At 61.2% G+C, this 19,705-nt stretch carries 21 protein-coding genes and 5 pseudogenes; 15 read left to right on the plus strand and 11 right to left on the minus strand.

Translation table 11 applies throughout. The annotated features are described in order from the left end of the window. The first annotated feature begins 132 nt into the window (after nt 1-132). Complete coding sequence (locus OKW27_RS09180) at nt 133-1,008, plus strand: alpha/beta fold hydrolase (RefSeq protein WP_429333277.1); 876 nt, start codon at nt 133-135, stop codon at nt 1,006-1,008. A 90-nt stretch (nt 1,009-1,098) separates the two neighbouring features. Here OKW27_RS09180 and OKW27_RS09185 read toward each other — a convergent pair whose 3' ends face one another. Both OKW27_RS09185 and OKW27_RS09190 read right to left on the minus strand, forming a co-directional pair. Beyond that, nucleotides 1,099-3,081 carry a phosphatase PAP2 family protein gene (locus OKW27_RS09185; RefSeq protein ID WP_429333278.1) on the minus strand — a complete coding sequence of 661 codons (1,983 nt, stop codon included), beginning with the start codon at nt 3,079-3,081 and terminating at the stop codon, nt 1,099-1,101. Nucleotides 3,082-3,596: 515 nt separating this feature from the next. Then, the gene (locus OKW27_RS09190; RefSeq protein WP_429333279.1) at nt 3,597-3,878 is read right to left on the minus strand and encodes a DUF4148 domain-containing protein; all 282 of its coding nucleotides are present in this window, start codon (nt 3,876-3,878) and stop codon (nt 3,597-3,599) included. 866 nt (nt 3,879-4,744) lie between these two features. On the opposite strand from OKW27_RS09190, the gene OKW27_RS09195 reads away from it, so the two are divergent. Further along, entirely contained in the window at nt 4,745-5,401 is a 657-nt protein-coding gene (locus tag OKW27_RS09195; RefSeq protein ID WP_184058000.1) for a peroxiredoxin, read from the plus strand. 57 nt (nt 5,402-5,458) lie between these two features. Beyond that, nucleotides 5,459-6,526: a rhodanese-like domain-containing protein gene (locus tag OKW27_RS09200; protein WP_429333280.1), complete on the plus strand. Its 1,068-nt coding sequence runs from the start codon at nt 5,459-5,461 to the stop codon at nt 6,524-6,526. 32 nt (nt 6,527-6,558) lie between these two features. On the opposite strand, the gene OKW27_RS09205 is transcribed toward OKW27_RS09200, so the two are convergent. Continuing rightward, nucleotides 6,559-6,684 (minus strand): hypothetical protein, encoded by a 126-nt coding sequence (locus OKW27_RS09205; protein WP_279613318.1) that lies wholly within the window; start codon nt 6,682-6,684, stop codon nt 6,559-6,561. Nucleotides 6,685-6,695: 11 nt separating this feature from the next. After that, on the minus strand, nt 6,696-7,304 hold the full coding sequence (locus OKW27_RS09210) for a DMT family transporter (protein ID WP_429333281.1): 609 nt from the start codon (nt 7,302-7,304) through the stop codon (nt 6,696-6,698). A gap of 271 nt (nt 7,305-7,575) precedes the next feature. On the opposite strand from OKW27_RS09210, the gene OKW27_RS09215 reads away from it, so the two are divergent. Further along, nucleotides 7,576-8,193, plus strand: a complete 618-nt coding sequence (locus OKW27_RS09215; RefSeq protein WP_429333282.1) for a dihydrofolate reductase family protein — start codon at nt 7,576-7,578, stop codon at nt 8,191-8,193. 36 nt (nt 8,194-8,229) lie between these two features. Here the strand turns inward: OKW27_RS09215 and OKW27_RS09220 are convergent, their stop codons facing one another. Further along, nucleotides 8,230-9,174 carry a LysR family transcriptional regulator gene (locus OKW27_RS09220; RefSeq protein ID WP_429333283.1) on the minus strand — a complete coding sequence of 315 codons (945 nt, stop codon included), beginning with the start codon at nt 9,172-9,174 and terminating at the stop codon, nt 8,230-8,232. A 173-nt stretch (nt 9,175-9,347) separates the two neighbouring features. Here OKW27_RS09220 and OKW27_RS09225 point away from each other — a divergent pair, with 173 nt between their 5' ends. Continuing rightward, entirely contained in the window at nt 9,348-10,565 is a 1,218-nt protein-coding gene (locus OKW27_RS09225) for an FAD-dependent monooxygenase (RefSeq protein ID WP_090807791.1), read from the plus strand. Nucleotides 10,566-11,011: 446 nt separating this feature from the next. Here the strand turns inward: OKW27_RS09225 and OKW27_RS09230 are convergent, their stop codons facing one another. Beyond that, on the minus strand, nt 11,012-11,347 hold the full coding sequence (locus OKW27_RS09230; RefSeq protein ID WP_090807789.1) for a hypothetical protein: 336 nt from the start codon (nt 11,345-11,347) through the stop codon (nt 11,012-11,014). A gap of 261 nt (nt 11,348-11,608) precedes the next feature. Here OKW27_RS09230 and OKW27_RS09235 point away from each other — a divergent pair. After that, nucleotides 11,609-12,339, plus strand: a pseudogene (locus OKW27_RS09235) (hypothetical protein). Nucleotides 12,340-12,489: 150 nt separating this feature from the next. Here the strand turns inward: OKW27_RS09235 and OKW27_RS09240 are convergent. Continuing rightward, complete coding sequence (locus OKW27_RS09240; protein WP_429333284.1) at nt 12,490-12,792, minus strand: VF_A0006 family four-cysteine protein; 303 nt, start codon at nt 12,790-12,792, stop codon at nt 12,490-12,492. 85 nt (nt 12,793-12,877) lie between these two features. Further along, the gene (locus tag OKW27_RS09245; protein ID WP_429333285.1) at nt 12,878-13,615 is read right to left on the minus strand and encodes a transporter substrate-binding domain-containing protein; all 738 of its coding nucleotides are present in this window, start codon (nt 13,613-13,615) and stop codon (nt 12,878-12,880) included. A 305-nt stretch (nt 13,616-13,920) separates the two neighbouring features. On the opposite strand from OKW27_RS09245, the gene OKW27_RS09250 reads away from it, so the two are divergent. The 6 genes and pseudogenes from OKW27_RS09250 (at nt 13,921) to OKW27_RS09275 (ending at nt 16,630) form a co-directional block, all read left to right on the plus strand. Further along, nucleotides 13,921-14,502, plus strand: a complete 582-nt coding sequence (locus OKW27_RS09250) for an RNA polymerase sigma factor (RefSeq protein ID WP_176078998.1) — start codon at nt 13,921-13,923, stop codon at nt 14,500-14,502. Nucleotides 14,503-14,514: 12 nt separating this feature from the next. Further along, nucleotides 14,515-14,823: a hypothetical protein gene (locus OKW27_RS09255; RefSeq protein ID WP_429333286.1), complete on the plus strand. Its 309-nt coding sequence runs from the start codon at nt 14,515-14,517 to the stop codon at nt 14,821-14,823. A gap of 2 nt (nt 14,824-14,825) precedes the next feature. Further along, the gene (locus OKW27_RS09260; RefSeq protein WP_429333287.1) at nt 14,826-15,122 is read left to right on the plus strand and encodes a 4Fe-4S dicluster domain-containing protein; all 297 of its coding nucleotides are present in this window, start codon (nt 14,826-14,828) and stop codon (nt 15,120-15,122) included. 74 nt (nt 15,123-15,196) lie between these two features. Continuing rightward, nucleotides 15,197-15,913, plus strand: a complete 717-nt coding sequence (locus tag OKW27_RS09265; protein ID WP_429333288.1) for an O-methyltransferase — start codon at nt 15,197-15,199, stop codon at nt 15,911-15,913. 37 nt (nt 15,914-15,950) lie between these two features. Beyond that, nucleotides 15,951-16,145 (plus strand): annotated as a pseudogene (locus OKW27_RS09270) (DinB family protein); the annotation flags it as partial. Beyond that, a complete protein-coding gene (locus OKW27_RS09275; protein WP_429333289.1) occupies nt 16,142-16,630 on the plus strand; it encodes an alpha/beta fold hydrolase in 489 nt (162 codons plus the stop codon). The pseudogene OKW27_RS09270 and the gene OKW27_RS09275, both read left to right, overlap by 4 nt. Nucleotides 16,631-16,958: 328 nt before the next feature. Here the strand turns inward: OKW27_RS09275 and OKW27_RS09280 are convergent. Further along, nucleotides 16,959-17,081: pseudogene (locus OKW27_RS09280) on the minus strand (TetR/AcrR family transcriptional regulator); the annotation flags it as partial. A 6-nt stretch (nt 17,082-17,087) separates the two neighbouring features. Here OKW27_RS09280 and OKW27_RS09285 point away from each other — a divergent pair. Both OKW27_RS09285 and OKW27_RS09290 read left to right on the plus strand, forming a co-directional pair. Further along, nucleotides 17,088-17,237, plus strand: a pseudogene (locus OKW27_RS09285) (short-chain dehydrogenase); the annotation flags it as partial. Nucleotides 17,238-17,267: 30 nt separating this feature from the next. Further along, nucleotides 17,268-17,402: pseudogene (locus tag OKW27_RS09290) on the plus strand (alkene reductase); the annotation flags it as partial. 257 nt (nt 17,403-17,659) lie between these two features. Here OKW27_RS09290 and OKW27_RS09295 read toward each other — a convergent pair. Beyond that, nucleotides 17,660-18,004 carry a DoxX family protein gene (locus tag OKW27_RS09295; RefSeq protein ID WP_244145114.1) on the minus strand — a complete coding sequence of 115 codons (345 nt, stop codon included), beginning with the start codon at nt 18,002-18,004 and terminating at the stop codon, nt 17,660-17,662. A 2-nt stretch (nt 18,005-18,006) separates the two neighbouring features. After that, on the minus strand, nt 18,007-18,930 hold the full coding sequence (locus OKW27_RS09300) for an NAD-dependent epimerase/dehydratase family protein (RefSeq protein ID WP_429333290.1): 924 nt from the start codon (nt 18,928-18,930) through the stop codon (nt 18,007-18,009). 131 nt (nt 18,931-19,061) lie between these two features. Here OKW27_RS09300 and OKW27_RS09305 point away from each other — a divergent pair, with 131 nt between their 5' ends. Then, entirely contained in the window at nt 19,062-19,667 is a 606-nt protein-coding gene (locus OKW27_RS09305; RefSeq protein ID WP_429333291.1) for a TetR/AcrR family transcriptional regulator, read from the plus strand. The last annotated feature ends 38 nt before the right edge of the window (nt 19,668-19,705 follow it).

A 19,705-nucleotide genomic window follows, 5' to 3' on the forward strand; every position in this document is an offset into this window, starting at 1 on the left:
CGGAGGCACAAGGCAGCCGTAGAACTCTACAGCACGAAAAACGCATCCATACATGGCCGGAGACCGTCCTCTAATTAAACTGGTCATCAATCTCTACCGCGTGATTCGTATGAAGGTCAAATTGGAAAGGCAATGACGAAGACGATACGCTGCCGGTGGGACAGTGGAGAGTTCGCGCTGGACGTGGATGAGGCCGGTAGCGGCGCTTCGGTCGTCCTCCTGCCGGCCCTGAGTACGATTTCCACGCGCCTGGAGATGCGCCCGCTGCTCGACTTGCTCGCGCCTCAGTTTCATGTGACGACGGTTGATTGGCCGGGGTTCGGCGATCAGGCGCGGCCAAAGGAAGAATGGTCGCCGGAGCTTCTCTCGGAGTTTCTTAACTGGTTTCTAAGCGACATCGTGGCACCACCGCACGCCATTGTGGCGGCCGGACATGCAGCCACCTATGCGCTTTACCAGGCCGTCTTGCGCTCAGATACGGTTGATCGCCTGGTCCTCATCGCACCGACGTGGCGCGGCCCGTTGCCGACGATGATGGGTGGCCACCGGGCCTGGTTCTCCCGTGTGCGCTCTGCCATTGATCACCCCCTCGCTGGCCCGCTTCTCTACCGGCTCAACGTCAGCCGCCACGTCATCACCATGATGGCGAGAGAACACGTTTACAGCGATCCTGACTGGCTTGGCGGCGATCGTCTCGCGGCCAAACTCGCCGTCACCCGTGCACCCGGAGCCCGGCACAGTTCGGTACGCTTTGTGACCGGTGCGCTAGACCGGGTCGCCAACCGTGCGGCGTTCCTTGATCTTGCGCGCCGAGCCAACATTCCGATCCTCGTGATCTACGGCGATCAGACGCCGCCGAAATCGCGTGTCGAAATGGAGGCGTTAGGACAATTGCCAAATGTTCAGGTTGAATGGGTCATGAAGGGCAAGCTCGCGATTCACGAAGAGTTTCCAGAAATCGTCTCCATTGCCATCAGGCGGTTTTTGACGAAGGAATCGCCGCTTTAGACGATCAACGACAGACGGGCATAGCCGGACGCTCCGCATTACAGACAGCGGGTTATCCGGGCGTCGCATAGCCACGCCAATATGGCCCGATTACGAATCGATGTGCACCGACACGCCGGTCGACGAGTAGACCGGCGTCGCCTTGTGGCCGTCGACCGTGATCGTCGTGAACCGCTTCGTCGCCCCGTTGCCATCGATCAGATCGATGGTGTCGCCGACCTTGGGCGCATAGCCGCTCACGAACTTCACGTGTAGCGTGCCGCCGTCGATGGTTAGCTGATTACCAACGTGCAGTTGGCCGGCGCCTTTACCGTCAACGTCGAGTTCGAGTGTCGTGCCGGCGAGCTGCGTGTACTTGCCGACGATGGACACGGGCGACGCCGCCGCGATGGTGATGCCACCCGCACCCACATACACGTCGCCCGTGCCGAACGCATTCGGAGAATCGGCCTCGAGCACGCCGCCACTTACCTGGGAGCCGCCCGACCAGGTGTTGTTGCCGCCGAGCTTCAAGGTTCCGCTACCCTGCAGCGTCAACTTCCCTGCGCCGGCAATGTCGTTGCGCCACAAATCCGACGCGTTGAATCCGCCCTGGGACGCATCCATCGAAACGATGACGCTGCCATGGAACGCACCATATCCGTCCCCGGCTGCAAACATGTTGAGGCGGCCCCACCCTTCCGCATCGTCCATGACCGGATAGCCGGAAGGAAGCTCGGTCGTTTTGAGCACCACGCGGCGCTGCTCAGCGCTCAGATACGGAAAGCGCGTCTCCAGTAACACCTCCGCACCCTTCGGCACAACGGGAGGCGCATTGGTCGATTCGATCGGAGCAAAGCCGAACGTCATACGGCGAGTGAAGTCCGCTTTGTTCGTCGCGTAGTCGGCGAAGCGGTCCGTCGCTGCCGTGCCGGAGTGGGCGAAAACGGCGAAGCTCGTCGAATTGGTATTCGTCGACTGCATCAGGGCCGCGTGCGCCTGGCTAAATGCGGCGCTCTTCAAGGTGGCGTTGCTCGGATCGGAAAGATTCGCAGCAGTCGCCGCAAGTGCAAACATTCGACCAGCAATGACGTCGAGCGGCGAGTGCATACCGGCGAAAATGCGGTTTTCGCCAAGTTCGAGGCCGCGGCTCGCCATCTCCTGGAACCGCTCCGGCAGCACGTAGGCCATCGTCATCGCGTCGCGCATGGCCTCCGCCTCGTGACCGCTGATAAATCCGCCATCGGTCGAAGGCGTGGTGCTCTCGGCAGGCACCAGAGTCGGATCTACCACGACACTCGTGCTCCAGCGGTATGGCCGGGCGTATTTGTAGAAGCGCTTGGCCGGCTCGGTGGACGCGTTGTTGCCCATGATGTTGAGCAGGTCGACAACCTGGCCGAAACTGGTGTTGCCGCCACTGCTGCCGACGCCGATGTTGTTGCCGTTGTCGTTGTACAGAACGATCGTCGCATCCGCCGGAATCGACGTGATGGTCGTTACCTGCTGCGCCGCCGCGCGCCACGCATTGGTGAGCGGTCCCATGCCATCGGTCACGCTATAACCTTTGCCGCGCCGGTCGTCGTAGTAGGCTGCGTCGGCCTGTGCCTGAGTCCGGTCGGTCGTCTCGGTGACCACGAATTGAATGTTTGCGGCATGGACGGCACTGTTCACGACAGCCCCACCCGGCGTACCGTCATTGGGTAGTCCTGTCCACGTGGACTGCACGACAGCCGGAAAGGAACCATTGGCGGGCGCGGAGACGCCCGCATCGACGATCTCGGTCAACGGTTGCCAGATGTCGAGGAATCGCGAGACGACACGCACGCCCGCATTCGTGGCGAGCGTCGCATATCGCGCATCGCCGCGCTGGTTAGTCGCAATCGTGTCGACGAACGCGGGCACGTCGGGGATTGCGGCGTTGTCGACAAAACCGGGGTCGGCCGGGGGCGCCGGGATCGTGGCCGTCGCCGTCGTCGTCGAAGTGTTCGAGGCGCTCGGCGTAGAAAAATCATTGCTACCACCGCACGCGGCTAGTACCGCCACGCTTGCGAGCACCGTGAGGCGCAGCGGGAGAGGGACGCGAAAATGAGGCATCACGAGACTTTCTTGTGGTTGTTGGTGGCGTCGGATTGTGCGGATGAATTATGACGGCATTGTTTCGACTGATTACGCGGTATCGGATATCGTGGCGCGATTCGCAGGTATCCCGGAAGACCTGATGGTGGAAGCTGCACATGCTTCGCAGACGTGTGAACGCAGAACTCCTTAGTATTTGATTGCGGCTCATCCACATTCGCGAAGCATGCGAAAGGTTTCATTCCGCGAGGTATTGGTGCAATGTCGATTCGGAACGCCAACCACAGGGCGATCCTTTAACGGACACCGTTTCGCGTGAGCCTAAAACCACCCCTTTACCGTCGCCACTCGCCAGACGACAAACATGACGAGGCCCACCGACGCGGCGGTCAACAGAATGAAGTCAATCGAGCGCACTAGCTTTTTCATATCGACGTTGGATCGGACGCGCGACGTCCGCATGAGAACCGGAAGTTAGGCGTGTGGAAGTATCGAAACGCGCTCGTCTGGAATGTCGAACGCTCACCAGCACTTCAGTGATGCGAGAAAAGCGCGTTATCTGAGGGCGTTGCGAAGGAAAGGCGATGTCCGGATTGCGAATTCACTACCGGCCCTGAACCGTAGTCGTTATTCGCGTGTGCCTGCCGCGGGCTGCTCTCGTCCGGATAGTGCAGTTTCGACTGATGGAGCGTGCCGTTCTGTTCGGCCTGTATGACGTTCGCTTCCACCTCGGAGCGAGTGACGGGCTGCGCCGACGAGAGCGCTGGAATGGCGATTGTGGTTGCGAGGATCGCATGAGCGATAAGTACTTTCATAAGTTGGCTCCTTGGTGAATAGGCAAATTTCGATGGATCGAATGGACCACGCTAACTGCATTGAAAGCGAGTCGATCTTCACGCTGAGGTGGACCGCGAACAGATAGCGATCGACGGGTGCCCGGTATTCAGTGCGTGGATATGAAGGTACGCCCTGCAACCTTAAAAGCCGCTTATCCCGTCTCCGAAAAATGCGCGGCATCCGCGAGCCATGTTCCGACCGTTTATCAGTGAAAAGGCGATCTGGCAGTCGTCTTTGACGAACCGGGTTCGCCTGACTCGCCAGGCACTGCGGACTGACCCGCCGCAATCGCGAATATCCGCACTGCGCCGCCAAACCGGCCATCATGGCGAGCATTCAGCAGATGTCTTTCGAGCGGACGGAGGCTTCGTTTGTTGCAAGCGCTTCAGTACCGCACGCTCCGACGCGCCTCGCGCTTGCTCGCATGGCGTGGACGACCGAACGGTCTGATCAAATCAGGGTCGGTAAATCTGTGCGCTATCGAACACACGCCGGTGAGTCGAATGTCCATGATTTACCGGTAAACGTCATCCCCCTAAGCCGTTTCGAAGTGGCCAGCCGGACTGACTTCGATGGGTGTCAGCATGGCTTGTGCGTAACGCGCTATATTTGAAATCTCACTGCGATGCGGCAATGCTCGTATTCGCCCGACAGGCGGCGATCTCGAGCTTCTTCTGCACGGCGACGCCCTACTTGCCGCGCGTGTATGCGCCGCGAAAGCTTCGTCTATCGTTGTGAGCGTTGGTGATTTTCAATCCCCGAGATTAACCGGGCTCGTGTTGGACCGTTGCAGACAGGCCTGGCTCGGGTCTTCCGCTTAACCACGACTTCACAGGACGGCAATATGTCACTTCGTATCAATGACACCGCGCCCAACTTCACCGCGCGGACCACGCAGGGCACCATCGATTTCCACGACTGGATCGGCGACCAATGGGCGGTCCTGTTCTCTCATCCGAAAGACTTCACGCCGGTTTGCACGACTGAACTGGGCTACATGGCGAAGATCGAGCCGGAGTTCACCAGGCGCAACGCGAAGCTGATCGGGTTGTCGGTCGATCCGGTCGAAGACCACGAAAAATGGGCCGCGGACATCGAGGAAACGCAGGGCGCCGCCGTCAAATACCCGATGATCGGCGACACCGACCTCGCGATCGCCAAGCTGTACAACATGCTGCCGGCCGACGCGGGCGATACCAGCGAGGGCCGCACCGCCGCGACCAACGCGACCGTGCGCTCGGTTTTCATCATCGGTCCCGACAAGAAGATCAAGCTGACGCTGACCTACCCGATGAGCACCGGCCGCAACTTCGACGAAATCCTGCGCGTGCTCGATTCGATCCAACTGACCGCCAAACACAAGGTCGCGACGCCGGTCAACTGGAAGCAGGGCGAAGACGTGATCATCACGTCCGCGGTCAGCAACGACGAGGCGCAGCAGATTTTCCCTGGTTTCAAGACTATCAAACCGTATCTGCGCACCACCAAACAACCGGGCTGACAGATGTGGCACGGCGGCCGCTTGCGGCCGCCGTGCCGACCTTCCTAAGGGATACAGATGATTTTTCGTCAGCTGTTCGATCCTGCTTCGTCGACCTACACGTACTTACTCGGCGACAGCGGCGAGGCGGTGCTCATCGACCCCGTCTACGAGCAGGTGCCACGCGATCAGGCGCTGCTGCGCGAGCTGGGCCTCTGGCTGCTCACGACGCTCGATACCCACGTGCACGCTGATCACGTAACCGGCGCGTGGCGCATGCGTTTGCGTTGCGGCAGCGAGATCGGGCTTGCCGGGGTCGTCGAGGCGAAAGGCGTCACGCGAGCGCTCGCGCATGGCGATCGGATCGACTTCGGCATGCGTCATCTGACCGTGCGCGCAACGCCTGGCCATACGAACGGCTGCCTGACCTACGTGCTCGACGATCTGAGCATGGCCTTTACCGGCGACAGCCTGCTGATTCGCGGCTGTGGCCGCACCGATTTCCAGCAGGGCAGTCCGCAGCAGTTGTTCGCGTCCGTGCGCGAGCAGATCCTGTCACTGCCGGACGACTGCCTCCTCTATCCCGCGCACGATTATCGCGGCATCACGGTGACGAGCGTGACCGAGGAGCGGCGCTTCAATCCGCGTCTGGGCGGCGACGTCGACGTCGGCGATTTCGCCGGATACATGAACAACCTGAATTTGCCGCATCCGAAGCAGATGGCGGTCGCGGTGCCCGCAAACATGCGTTGCGGGCAGCCGGAAGGCGGCGCCGAAGTTGCGACCGAAACGCCGGATTGGGCACCGTTGACGCTGCGCTTTAGCGGCGTGTGGGAAATCGAGCCGATGGCGCTGCTCGAGCATGGCGCCGCGTTTCAGATCGTCGATGTGCGCGAGGCGCCCGAGTTCATCGATCGTTTGGGTCATCTGCCGGGCGCGAAGCTGGTGCCGCTGTCGCAATTGACAGGGCGGCTCGATGAACTGGAGCGCGAGCGGCCGGTGGTCGCGGTGTGCCGGTCCGGCGTGCGCTCGGCGCAGGCAAGCGTGTTGCTGACGAAGGCGGGGTTCGGCAAGGTGGCGAATCTTGCCGGTGGGATGCTGCGGTGGAGGACGGAGGGGTTGCCGGTTGCGTCGGATAGTGTTTGAGGGGGAGTCGGCGCTTCGGAACCCCCACAAGCTCAGCCTCGACCTTGCCCCAAAGCCGCGCCAGCCTTCGAATAGCCAGCGCTCCGTTGCGCCGGCCGCGTGACCAGCCAGATCCCCCCGCATACGAGCACCAGCGCGACGAGATTCTTCAATTCCATGATGTTCTCGTTCAGACATATCGCGGATAGCAAAAGGTGAACGCAAATTCAAACAGACCGCCGCCAAAATTGACGACCATCACGCCGACGAATCCCAGCAGGCATCCAAGTGCCTTGCGTGGCGAGACCTTGTCGTTCTTGTAGATGAAATGGGCAAGCAGCGCACTGAAGAAGGTCGTTGTCGAATTCAGGATCGAACCGCGAACGCCGGTCGTGTAGGCGAGACCGATATAGAAGAAAACGTATTGAATGGGCGTTTGCGTGAAACCCAATAGCATCAGTTGTCCGCTATGGCGCCGATTCAAATCGAAAAGAGGCTTCTTCGAGAGGGTAGATTCCGAGCAACGCATAGCCAATTTTAATTGCCGGGTACGAACTGCCCCACAGCAGGCAGCATACGGTCGCCACAATGACGAGCACTTTCGGTTGGGTGAATAACCGCGCGGAATCGCGCGATCCGGTCGTTGCTGAAGGTACGGACATCTTTCTGGTGATGTTGTCTTTGTGCACTGTGTGGGCAGGCCACAGCAGTGCTTTTTTTGTAATGTCGGGCAGATGCGGCTGCTTCGCGTCTTGCCACGCGTCGCACGGGCACGCCAAATACGGCCGCTGAAACCCATCGGCCATCGAACGAAATGCCACGGGCGACCGGACGTTACGCCGGCTGCTATGTCCGCATCACTGTGTCGGGCGATCTTCCGACCATGCGCTGGCGAGTGCTGCGCACCTTCACACCTGCGGCGCAGGCACCCGTGGGTCCAGTCATTGTGCGCCGACCGGGCGATGCTCGCTCACGCGGCTTCGCCCGGTGCGGACGTCGATTGTCGATCCGCACGCGACTCGTTCGTCGTATAGATGGAACCGATCAGGTTCATCGCCCAGGAGCACATCATGCGCAAGCACATCGTTTCCATGTTCCTCAGTCTGGATGGCGTCGCTCAATCCCCCGGCGCGCCCGAGGAGGATGCCAGTGGTGATTTTCGTTTGGGTGGGTGGATCGTCCCTTACGCCGACGAAACGGTCGGCGCAAGTGTGCATCATCTGCTCGCACAGCCGTTCGAGTTGCTGCTAGGGCGTTGCACGTACGACATATTCGCGTCTTATTGGCCATATGTACCGGCCGATTCACGCAACCGCGACATGGCCGACCAGTTCAATCAGGTCCGCAAGCACGTGGCCACGCATCGATCCGATGCGCTCGGTTGGCACAACAGTCATGCGCTGAACGGAGACCTTGCCGACGCGATACGCGCGCTGAAACTTCAGGACGGTGCCGATCTATTGACGTTCGGCAGCGGCGACATCGTGCGCCAACTGCTGGCGGCGGGCCTCGTGGATGAACTCCAACTCCTGATTTATCCCGTCATGCTCGGGCACGGCAAACGCCTGTTCGGCAACGACGCGCAAGCGTCCGCCTTCAGGCTGGCACACGCGACGAGCACCCCCGGCGGCGTGCTGATCACGCGCTACACCCGCAACGGCGAAGTCCGAACCGGAACGTTCGAGTAAGCGCGAAGCTTCCGATCGACGCTTACAAACGGAGGCCTATTTCTTCCTCACGTCCCGCGCTCGCCTGCCACCCGCCACGGTATCGGCGAACAGGTCGATCACGACCTCGCGCAGCCAGCGATTGCCTTCATCCTGATGGACGCGCTCGTGCCACAACAAATGGATCGGCGCGGCGGGCAGCGTCATCGGCAGCGCGCGCAGGCTGAGCGAGAACGGCGTGGCCAACTCCAGAGCGAGGCGCTCGGGCACCGTGGCGATCAGGTCGGTGCGTTGCAGGATGTAGCCGACGCTCATGAAGTGCGGCACCGTCAGTCGCACCTGACGCCGCACGCCGCGCCGTTTCAGCCACTCGTCCACTTGACCGTGGCCGGTGCCGGCCGACACCACCACCAGATGCTCGGCTTCGCGCCACGCGGAAAGCGTGAGCGGCGCGTCCTCGAGTGGGTGAGCGCGCCTGAACAGACAGACGTAGTGCTGATCGAACAGACGCCGCTGATAGAAACCCCCCTTCAACTGCGGCAACAGACCGATCGCCAGGTCGACCCGGCCGTCGGCCATTTCGTTGCTCAGATTGACGCTCGTATTGCGCACCGTATTCATCGCGATGCCTGGCGCGACGCGCGACAATCGTTCCAGCAATGCGGGTAAAAACACGACTTCGCCGATGTCGGTCATACCGATCGTCATCGTACGGATCTCGCGCAGCGGATCGAAGCCCGTCACCGGATTGAGCGCGGCGTGCAAGGTGGCGAGCGCCTGCGAGACCGGTTCCGCGAGACGCAGCGCGAACGGGGTAGGCACCACGCCGCCCGGCGCCCGCACGAACAGCGGATCACCGAGCAGGCGGCGCAGCTTCGCGAGCGCATTGCTGACGCCCGGCTGGCTCATGTTCATTTGCTCGGCGACGCTCGCCACGCGCCGCTCCTGCATCAGCCGCTGGAACAGCAGCAGCAGGTTGAGATCGAGATCGCTCAGTTCCATGGTCTCGGCATGACCTAAGGTCATTCATTTCAGTGATGAAGTAGATTCATTTCATCTTATTGAGCAATGATCGTCTAGTGCTGAAAATACCAACACGGTATCCGCATGCGACGCGCCGGGCGCGCGTTCCAGAGTGGCCCGAATCGATAAACCCGCAAATCGGAGACACAATCATGAACCGGATGGATCTGAGCATCGCGATCGTCGGCGCCGGCATCGGCGGCCTTACGCTGGCGCTCGCACTACGCGAACATGGCATCGATGCGCAACTCTACGAGCAGACCGATGAGTTGCGCGAAGTGGGCGCGGCCGTCGCACTGTCGGCCAACGCGACGCGCTTTTACGAGCGCATGGGGCTACGCTCCGCGTTCGAAAACGTGTGCGCCGAAGTACCCGGGCTCATTTATCGTGACGGCCGCAGCGGCAGCGTCATTGGACATCATCGCGGCATGCCCAGCTATCGCGAGCAGTTCGGTGGCTCGTACTGGGGCGTTCATCGCGCCGATCTGCAGGCGGTGCTGTCGAAGGCAGTTGGTCTCGAGCACATCGAGCTCAGCCATCGCTTGATCGATCTCGTGCAGCATCCCGATCGCGTGAGTCTCGCGTTCGACAACGGTCGGCGCATCGATGCCGATCTCGTGATCGGCGCCGACGGCGCACGCTCGATCACGCGGCGCTGGATGCTCGGCTACGACGACGTGCTGTATTCCGGTTGCTCGGGCTTTCGTGGCATCGTGCCGGCCGAGCGCATGGACCTGTTGCCCGATCCGGAGACGATCCAGTTCTGGGTCGGGCCCGGCGGCCATCTGCTGCATTATCCGATCGGCGACAAGGGCGATCAGAACTTCCTGCTGGTCGAGCGTCATCCGTCGCCGTGGCCGTCGCGCGACTGGGTCATGCCGTCGACCGAAGGCGAGCAGCTGCGCCTGTTCAAGGACTGGCATCCGGCCGTCGTGCAGATGATCACGGCCGTGCCGATCAGTCAGCGCTGGGGCCTGTTTCACCGTCCGCCGCTTGGCCGCTGGAGCAAGGGCCGCGTGACGCTGATCGGCGATGCCGCGCATGCGCTCGTGCCGCATCACGGCCAGGGCGCCAACCAGTCGATCGAGGATGCCGTGGTGCTGGCCGCGCAACTCGCCAAGGCGGGCCCGGGTAAGTGGCGGGAAGCGCAGGAAGCCTACGAGCGTCTGCGCCGGGGCCGCACGCGCAAGGTGCAGTACGCGTCGATCAGCACCGCGGACGTGTTGCATCTGCCGGACGGCCCCGCCGCGCAGGAACGCAACGCGCGGCTAGGGGCGCGCGACAGCATGCTGCATCACCTCGACTGGATTCACGATTTCGATGCGCTCGCGCAAGAGCCGAGCGCGCGACAAGGCGGCACGTGGCTTTGAGCCTCTGCATGAGGCTTCAATAGGGAGGCGGTGGGCCGCATGCTCATGCCAGCCGCCTCTCTCCAGCCACTACGCGTCACATGCAGCCCATTGACCGAGCTTCGATTGCCCAAACTGGCATCGATATTGTGAAAAATGGGTTCGCGTGTGACGGCCATACGCTCCTGCACGGCATCGAGTGACCGGCAACGCGCGGCCTACCCGGCTCCGCGGCTTCCGATGCGAGCCGTAAATCCTGGAGTTCATGCGTTGCCTGGAAACCCGGCGCGTAATTCCCGGTGGAGAAATGTCGAATAGCGACAGCATGGAACCGCGTAGATCGGTCGTATTAGCTAGCGCCTGCTATCCGGGAAACTGCGCGCCGGTCGCAATTGCACCTATGTCGCTGCGATCGCAGCCCTTTGTGCTTGCGCTGATTCGCGGCTGACGGTCATTTCTACCAGCTGTCAATGGCCGGTAGCGGCTGGCGACACCACGCTCGGGGTCGCCAGCGTGTTGTTGCTCTTCGGAGCGGCGGTGGTGTCAGACGTCGAGCTGCTATTGCTGCTCGGCAGGCCCGAGTTCGGTGCCTTGGCGCCCATGCCGCTGTCCGAGTTGGTGGTGCCTGGCATGCCGTAGCCGCCCGTCGTTGCGCCGTTCATCTGGTTCGACGGACTAGCCGTGCTGCCGCCTGTACCGGTCGAACCGCTGCCGCTCTGGCCTCCGGCCGCCTGCGCAAAAGCGCCGCCCGACAGCGAGAGTGCGGCGACGGCCGCGACTAGTGTGATGGTTGCCTTGCTCATGATCCGCCCCTCCTTAATTGGACTCGAAGATAGACGCAGACAGTTGCCGCCTGCGCTACAGCAATGTCGCAAACAGCGTGCCGCGTGCTTTTGTAGGTAGCGAAGCGATCGGCGGAGCGCGAAGTGGCGGTCGTGGGGCGAATCCAGCCGTTGGATCGCACGAAATCTGCCGCGAAATAAGCCGCTCCCCGCCGGAATAAATCCCGCGCCGTTCTCGTTCATTGACCGTTAGGTCCTTTGCGCAGAACAAGGAGTGCGGTCATGAAGTCTCTACTCGCTCTATTCGGCGTCGTTGCATGCGGCGCGGCCGTCGCGACTCTGATGTCATGTGGCGGCAGTGGCTCGAGTTCGAGCAGCGCGAGCCCATCCGTCCAGTCGTCATTCGCAGCGACGGCCCTCGTATCCGATGGCGCGGTGCCCGCTGCACACACCGACGCTAATCTGAAAAACCCTTGAGACGTGGCCTTCAATGCCAAAGGTTTCGTCTGGGTCGCGGACAACGGCACCAACGTCGCGACGCTCTATGACGGCAATGGCGTGCCGCAATCGCTGGTCGTCACGATACCCGACGGCAAGAACGGCTCCGCATCGCCCACGGGCATCGTTTTCAATGGAACACAAAGCTTCCGCGTCACGGAAAACGGCAAGTCTGGAGTCGCTGCGTTCATCTTCACGGGCGAAGGCGGCACCATCACCGCCTGGGCACCGCCGTAGGGCCGACCAATGCGTTCAACGCGTCGAGCGGTCAGTCGATGGGACAGATCAATGGACCGAACGGCAGTCCGATCGTCGAGCTGGGCGCGTGGGGCATCGCGTTCGGCAACGATCTCAGCAATCAGCCTTCCAGCACGCTCTTCTTCGCGGCGGGGCCGAATGACGAAGCCGATGGCGTCTACGGAAGAATCGATCTGAATACGACGTCGAGCTCAGGTACGAACACGGGCACGAACACCGGCACAAGCGCGGGCGGCGGGATGAGCATTGGAATGTAGCGCTAAGCGCGCAATTGAGAAGCGCCGCTCTCGATGCGAGAGCGGCGGTATTGCTTATGCGGGGCGATGTGCGCCTGAGCAGTGCGTGTGATGATCGTCACATCCACGCGTGGTTGAGCACCAGCGATGTCAGGTCCTGACTGCCCTGACTCACATCTGATTCTGACGCCGGCATGCCCGCAATATCTGCTGAACCGCAAATGCCCCTCGCACGGTTTGCACATTCTGCAGCACACACACGTGATACGACTTTTCCCGCGGCAGAAGCAGTGCGCCATTTCGGTAAAGCGCGTTGCACGAATCGCTAATCACGCGTGCCGCGAAAGTGCTCTGGCTATTTCCTAGCGAACCCAGAATGCATTGATCGTAGTCTGGATTATCGGTGCCGAGCGCCGTAGCCGAAAGCGGCGTGGCGAGTGCGGTCGACATAAGCAGAGAGGCGGGCTTGATCATGAACGTGGGCGAGACCCTCAAGGGATATAACGGTGGGCAATCGTAGCATTTTGCGGTTCGGTGCAGCACCTGGCCGACACCCGTCTTATACTCGACCCGCGAGAGCGGGATCGATCTCGTTGTTTGTCAGGCCGAATTCCGCCATGCGAGCACGATGATCTGGCGAGCCCAGATATGAACGAAGGGCTTTGTTTACCGCCTGGATCAGATCGCTGTTACTCCTATTGAACGAGAATGCCCCGAGCGGAGGCTTCTGCTGCTTGCCCTTCGTTCCCGGTTCGTGCTCGATAGCCTCGAGCATTGAGCCTCCGATCCGGTTCGCAATGATCCGATTCCCCAAGGCCGTGCTCGCATACGCATCGACGGCGCCGGAGAGAACCGCTTCGACAGCGTCGGCCTGATGCTCGAAGACGACTATTTGGTCCTCGCTTACGCCAGACGCTTTCGCTGAGTCGTGCTGCACCTGTCCGGCTATGATGCCAAGGCGCGCATCAGCGCGTTTGGCAAGCGACACGTAGCTGTCGAGCGCTTTCGGGTTTCCAGTCCGAACCAGAAAACCGTCTGCGATCCCCCATACCGGGACGCTGAACGCGACCATATTGGCGCGTTCGCGTGTGACGAACAGCGGAACGTTCATATCCCACCTGCCTGCTTCAACGCCGGGCAGGAGTTCACTAAACGACGTCAGATGATGCTCGATCCGGGCTACGCCGATCGCCCGAAGAACCGCGTTGGCCAGATCGATGTCAGCGCCCGTGGGGGTACTATCTGGTTCCGTCCAACCGAACGGGGGTTCTTCGATGTACGCAATCGTTACCTTCATCGCTGTGTCTCGCCAATTGGGAACGGCCATCAAATGCCGGGCCGAATGTTGACGATTCTACTTACATGCGCGGTTGTCGTTGCGGCGGCTCTCTCTGAAACGAACGCGGTTATGCCTGGATCGGGTGTCGGTCTTATGGACGTTGGTTGGATTGCGCGGCATCGCTACGGAAACGCACCCACGTCTTCCGGTCAATCAATGGTCACAACCCTGTCACGCACTGCCTCAAGCGAACCGGCAGTTGCTCACGGAAAGATTTTTCGCGCTCACCACAATATTCGCGCTCCTGAAACGTCTTCAGGCGCATGGAACCGCCACCCACCTCGCACCCGATGACCGACCGAGACAGCGACATCACCGCGACCGTGGTGCGTGAGCGCACGAGGCTCGTCAATTTTATCCGGCGTCGAATACGCGACCCGGACGACGCCGAAGACATCCTGCAGGATGTGTTCCACGAATTCGTGCAGGCTTACCGGCTTCCCGCTCCGATCGAACAGGCGAGCGCGTGGCTTTTCCGTGCCGCGCGCAATCGCATCATCGATCGTTTTCGCAAGAAGAAGGAGCAACCGCTGACCGATCTGTCTGAGGCCGAGGACGAGACCACCGGTGAGTATCGCCTCGACCTCGCCCTGCCGGCGCACGATGCAGGCCCCGAAGCGCTTTACGCTCGCGCTGTATTGCTCAAGGCCTTGCAGGATGCGCTCGACGAGTTGCCGCCGAATCAACGTGAGGTATTTATCGCGCACGAGTTGGAGGGGCGGCCCTTCAAAGACATGGTGGCGGAAAGCGGCGTCACGCTCAATACGCTGCTCGCGCGCAAACGCTACGCGGTCTTGCATCTGCGAGCCCGACTGCAGGCCATTTATGACGAACTGGATATATAGAGGAGTCGAGGGATGAAGTTTCGAATCAGATATGTGGGCAAAGCGCTGCTGGTGGTGGTCGCCATAGCCGTGCTCGGATGGGTGGTCATGACGCTATGGAATTGGGTGATTCCGGCGCTATTCGTTGGCGCCCGTGCGATCGACTTCGCACACGCGTTGGGCTTGCTGGTTTTGAGCCGCATCCTGTTTGGCGGATTCCGCGGACACGGCGGCTGGCGCGAACGGCGTCACTGGCGCAAATGGGAAGCGATGACGCCCGAAGAACGGGAGCATTTCCAGACGGCATGGCGATCGGGCCGCGACCGGCGCGCGGGAGATTGAACATGCGCGAGAAATCAACGGACGACTGCAAACAGAAGCCGGGCGTGATTGCGCCAGTCGTCGACCTGAAACGTTGCGAAGGCAAGGGCGATTGCCTGGAGGTCTGCCCTGAGAATGTGTTTGAGATCCGGCGCATCGATGACGTCGATTATCTCAGCCTCGATTTGATGCACCGCCTCAAGCTACGCGTGCATGGAATGAAAGTCGCCTACACACCGAACGCGTACGCCTGCCGGTCGTGCGGTCTTTGTGTGACGGCGTGCCCTGAACGCGCGATCAAGCTCGTCAGAACGGCATAGCGTTACGCGTTTTAAGAAAAGCGCAGGCCGCCTGGCGCCGTGGTCAGTATTATCGATCTCCTCAAGGAGCGCACATGGCTTCATCAACCACGGATCTTCTGCGACAGCTTCACGAACAGAGCCAGACAGAAGTGATAGCCCGCGCACAGGCGCAATTTCAGGTATCGAGCGAGGAGTTTCTGAGTCTCGCGGAGGAATACGAAACGCTCGTACCTCGACTCCGTGGACGGTTTCTCGAAACGCTCGGGCTATCGAGCGAGGATTTCGAATCCTCGCAAGGCACTGCTCTATCGTTAGCCGTGTCAGCGGAAACGGGACGGTTCTTACGCAACATGGTGCTTTCGCACAAGCCGGCTCGAATCCTCGAGCTCGGCAGTTCCTGCGGCGTGTCCACGCTGTATTTCGCCGAGGCCCTTCGCACGTTAGGCAGTGGGACGGTTGTAGCGACTGAACTCGATGCTGTTAAGTGCGCACAACTTCGGGCCCACGTCAGAACGGCGGGCGTAGACGCTTATGTTGACCTGCGGGAGGGCGATGTATTCCAGACAGTTGCCGGACTGGACGGCACTTTCGACATGGTGTTTATCGACGTCTGGGCCAACACCTATCTGAATCTGTTCAAGCAGATTGAGCGCCTGCTACGCCCGGGATCTATCGTTCTCGCCGACAACATGTACACCGCCGAGGACGCCGTTCGGCCATACAAGCACTACCTCGACGACGATCCGCGCTTTTCGACCACGACGCTCGACTTTGAATCAGGGGTCGAATTTACAGTCGTCGTGTCATAGGCTGACGAAGAGTGGACGCCGTCCGGAATCCGGTTCATGTGCCGTTCAATCTGGGTTGCGAGCGGAGCAGCTTATGCGTTGCGGGCTTCGCGATGGTATGCGGCACATGACTCTCGAAGAACTCGTGCGTGAGTTACTTGACCACGATCGGACTCATTTGCTTGAACTCGCAGAACTTGATGACGAACTGAAGAAAACCGAAACACGCCCAAAGAGAGGACGACCGATATGAAGAACGGCCCGCCCGTCATTTTCATTCACGGCTTCATGGGAACCTTGGACGTATGGCAATACGAACCCAAGCACGCCTCCCCCGATTTGCTCGGCTATGGAGAGCATCGGTCCGTCCCGTTCGAGCAGATTTCCTTACCCGCGCAAGTCGAGCATATTCGCGGGTTCGCTGACGCACGCTTCGGAGCAAGACGTGTTGATGTCGTTGGTCACTCGATAGGCGGATCGATCGCGATGCTGTTTGCACACGCATATCCAGGAGACGTCCGCCGGATTGTCAATGTTGAAGGCAACTTCACGCAGGGCCCCCGGGGCCGCAGGCGGCGTATCAGCGATCCGACCTGCTGCGGCCCGCTGTCCGGCGTGACCGGGTCGTCGAGCGCGTCGACGAGCGTGCGCCGCCCCGCGTCGAGGATTTCGTCGGGAAGGCCGGATCGGCGCCTGCGATCGCACGCGACAGCACGAGCGCCCCGACCATCTGACTGAACGCTGCAATCGCATCGCGACGGGTTTGTTCCGTCGTCGCGCCTTCCGTGGCGATCATGGCTGCAAGCCGGTCGAGATACGCGGCGAGGCCGCGCGCGTAGGACGCACGCGCCGCGTCGGTCATCCGCAGAGCGTCGCCAGCGAAGCCGGACAGCGGGCACCCTGCTGCGAGGTTGTCGCGGTGCGAGGCGGACAGGTAGCGTGCCGCCTGCTTCCCCAGGCTGCCGCCGCTTGGCGAATCCGCGTAGTCTTGCATCGCCTTTTCCATGACCGCGGTGACCAGCGCATCCTTCGACTTGAAGTGGTTGTAGAAGCCGCCCTGGCTAAAACCGGCTTCCTTCATCAACTCCGTCAGCCCCACGGCATCGACTCCGCGTACCCGGAAAAGCCGCTCGGCGGCCGCGACGATCGCGCTGCGGTTCTCGGCGGCCTGCTGTCGTGACACCCCCATCGATCTCTCCCTTATAAGACGCCGGCCGACGTCGTGCGTCAGGCATACGACGCGATCGAGGCAGGGGCGGAGGAAGTGTCCACCGACGAGTTCACGCGGCAGGTGAAGGCCGGGTTGTCGGCAGGCGTCTATCTCGACGCTCCGGCGCCGCACTGAAGGGGCCGGAGCGCCCGCTCGTTGCGCGCGGGCATCTGGACGGAAAAGCAGGTCGCGGGCTGGAAGGAGGTGACCTCTGCGGTTCACGCAGCCGGCGGTCTGATCGTCTCCCAGTTCTGGCACGTCGGGCGACTCTCCGATCCCATCTTCCACGCCGGCGATATGCGCCACGAATGGCCGGTAGTGGCCGCGCGCTGCCCCATGCATGAGGGACCGTTTCCCGTGGCTCGTAAAGCGGCGATCTGCGGCAGGCGACCCGGAGCGCCCAGCCATCGCTACAAAAAGCGCAAGCATGACGCACGCGATCAAACTGGAGTTGCTCCAGTGCAGCTATCCGTGCGCGTATTTCAAGTACCTGCAGCACGGATTGCCCGCACGGGCTGTTAGCGTCCCGGGCTCACTCGCCTGGTGGCAAGGAAGCCTCAACCGCGGACCGCCGCAGTAACCACAATGAGAGCCGAGAAGATCAGCGCCGGGGCGAGATGCCGGAACGGTTCCCGATTTCGTAGCAACGTGAAGAGCGCACCGATCATGATCGCACCGGCCAGCGTTAGGCCTAAGACTCTGGTTTGTCGTCCAGCAAGAAGTGCCGCACTCAACAACTCGAGAGCGCCACAGAGCCACTGAAACCATGCCGGATAACCCCAGCGTGCGAAGTCGCGCTTCACCGCGCCGGGTCTTGCGAGATTGACCACCCCAGCAACCGCGAACAGAACCGCTACGATCGTCGCGAGGATCGATTCTAAAGACGCACTGTTCCACGCCATCGTCATGCTCCGTTGATTTGCTGAAAGTGTTTTTGTGCAGAGAGGTCCGCAATCAGGCCGGGGCCATGGGGCTCCCACGCAAGAACTCGGCGGGCATGCTGGCCGCTTACTGTCTGGTCGAGCGCCAGTGCGTCAGCGAACAGTCCAAGCGATTTGCGAGCATCGTCGAGCGACCAGAGTTCGACGCGATCGGCGCCGACCGAGGCCCGAATCGCTTCACCCATTTCGGCAACGGCAACGGCATCTTCCGCGACCACGTTGAAGATCTGTCCCGCGACCCGACCGTCCCCGCTTGCCGCCTGCTCCACCGCGCTCAGGTAAGCCGTGGCGAGATCGTCGACGTGAACGGCAGGCCAGTGATCGCGACCATCGCCGACGACCCTCACACTGCCGGTCTGACGGACCATCCCGGCAAGCATGCCGAAGACGCCACCGCCGTAGCCGTGCACCATCGCCGGCCTGAGAATCACTGCGGCAATCGAGCGGCTCGCCGCTAGCGCCCGCACATGTTGCTCCACTGCGGGCCGCCAGGCGATGAGTGGTGTCGGGTTCAGCGCCGAAGCTTCAGTCGCGGGCTCGCCCTCCGTATTGCCGTAGACCCAGGTGCCCGACGTATAGACAAACGCCGCGCCCGGCTGCAAATGCGAAAGCATCGCTACAGCCGCAGCCTCATCAACGGCACCGGCGGAAGCATCATTGGTCGACGCCATGTGCACCACGCCCTCGGCGGCCCCGGCAGTCGCAGCGAAAGACTGTGGCTCACGCAGGTCGCCGGAATGCAGTTTCACGCCGAGATCTGCCAGCGCGCTGGCAGCAGCCGACCTGTCCTGGCGCACCAGCGCCGTCACCTGATGGCCGCGGCTGATTGCCTTGCGCGCGACCGCTTGCCCGATGTAGCCAGTACCACCTGTCATGAACAGTTCCATAGCGTTCTCCTCGATGATTGCCTGCGAAGTTGATAAAGTCACACGAACGAGACTTGCCGGTCTCGTTCTGGCAAATCTAAACGAGACTGACCAGTCTTGTCAACTACTCGGCGATCTGTTATTTATCTGGGATGAACACACCCTCTCTCCCCGACCTGAGCCCGCTGCAACGCCGTAAGCGGTCCGCCATCCTCGAAGGCGCGAGAACCGTTTTTTTAAGCCAAGGTTTCGGCATGGCAACAATGGACGATGTCGCCGCGGCCGCTGGCGTCGGCAAACAGACGGTCTACCGCCACTTCAAGTCGAAGGAGGCGCTCTTCGTTGGTCTGGTGAGTTCGATGTGCGCTCAGGTGGGTGGACTTCTTGCCGGGGCTCAGGACGAGCAATCCGATGGATCACCCGAAGTCGAGTTGCACGAGTTGGGGTGGTTGCTGGCACGAAGCCTTATCGTGCCGGATTACCTGCGGCTTTACCGGGCCATCGTCGCTGAGGCCGAGCGTCTTCCGGAACTCGGCCAGGTGTTTTACGAAAATGGCGCAAAGGTCGTACGTGCCTTCGCGGCAAAAATTCTGCGAAAGCGATTTGACGAATCGACTGCTGTATTGCGGGCAGCGACATTCGTTCAGTTGGTGCTAGGCGACGCGTATCTGGAACTGTCAATTGGCTACACGGTGCCCGATGTTGAAGCGCGCTTTGCGCTGCAGATTGACGAGGCCGTGGCGGCTGCACTTCGCTAAAATGGGCCAACCCTGTCGGTTTTCCGCGTAGCGACCCT

The organism is Paraburkholderia sp. 35.1, assembly GCF_050436525.1.
Classification (GTDB): Bacteria; Pseudomonadota; Gammaproteobacteria; order Burkholderiales; family Burkholderiaceae; genus Paraburkholderia; species Paraburkholderia tuberum.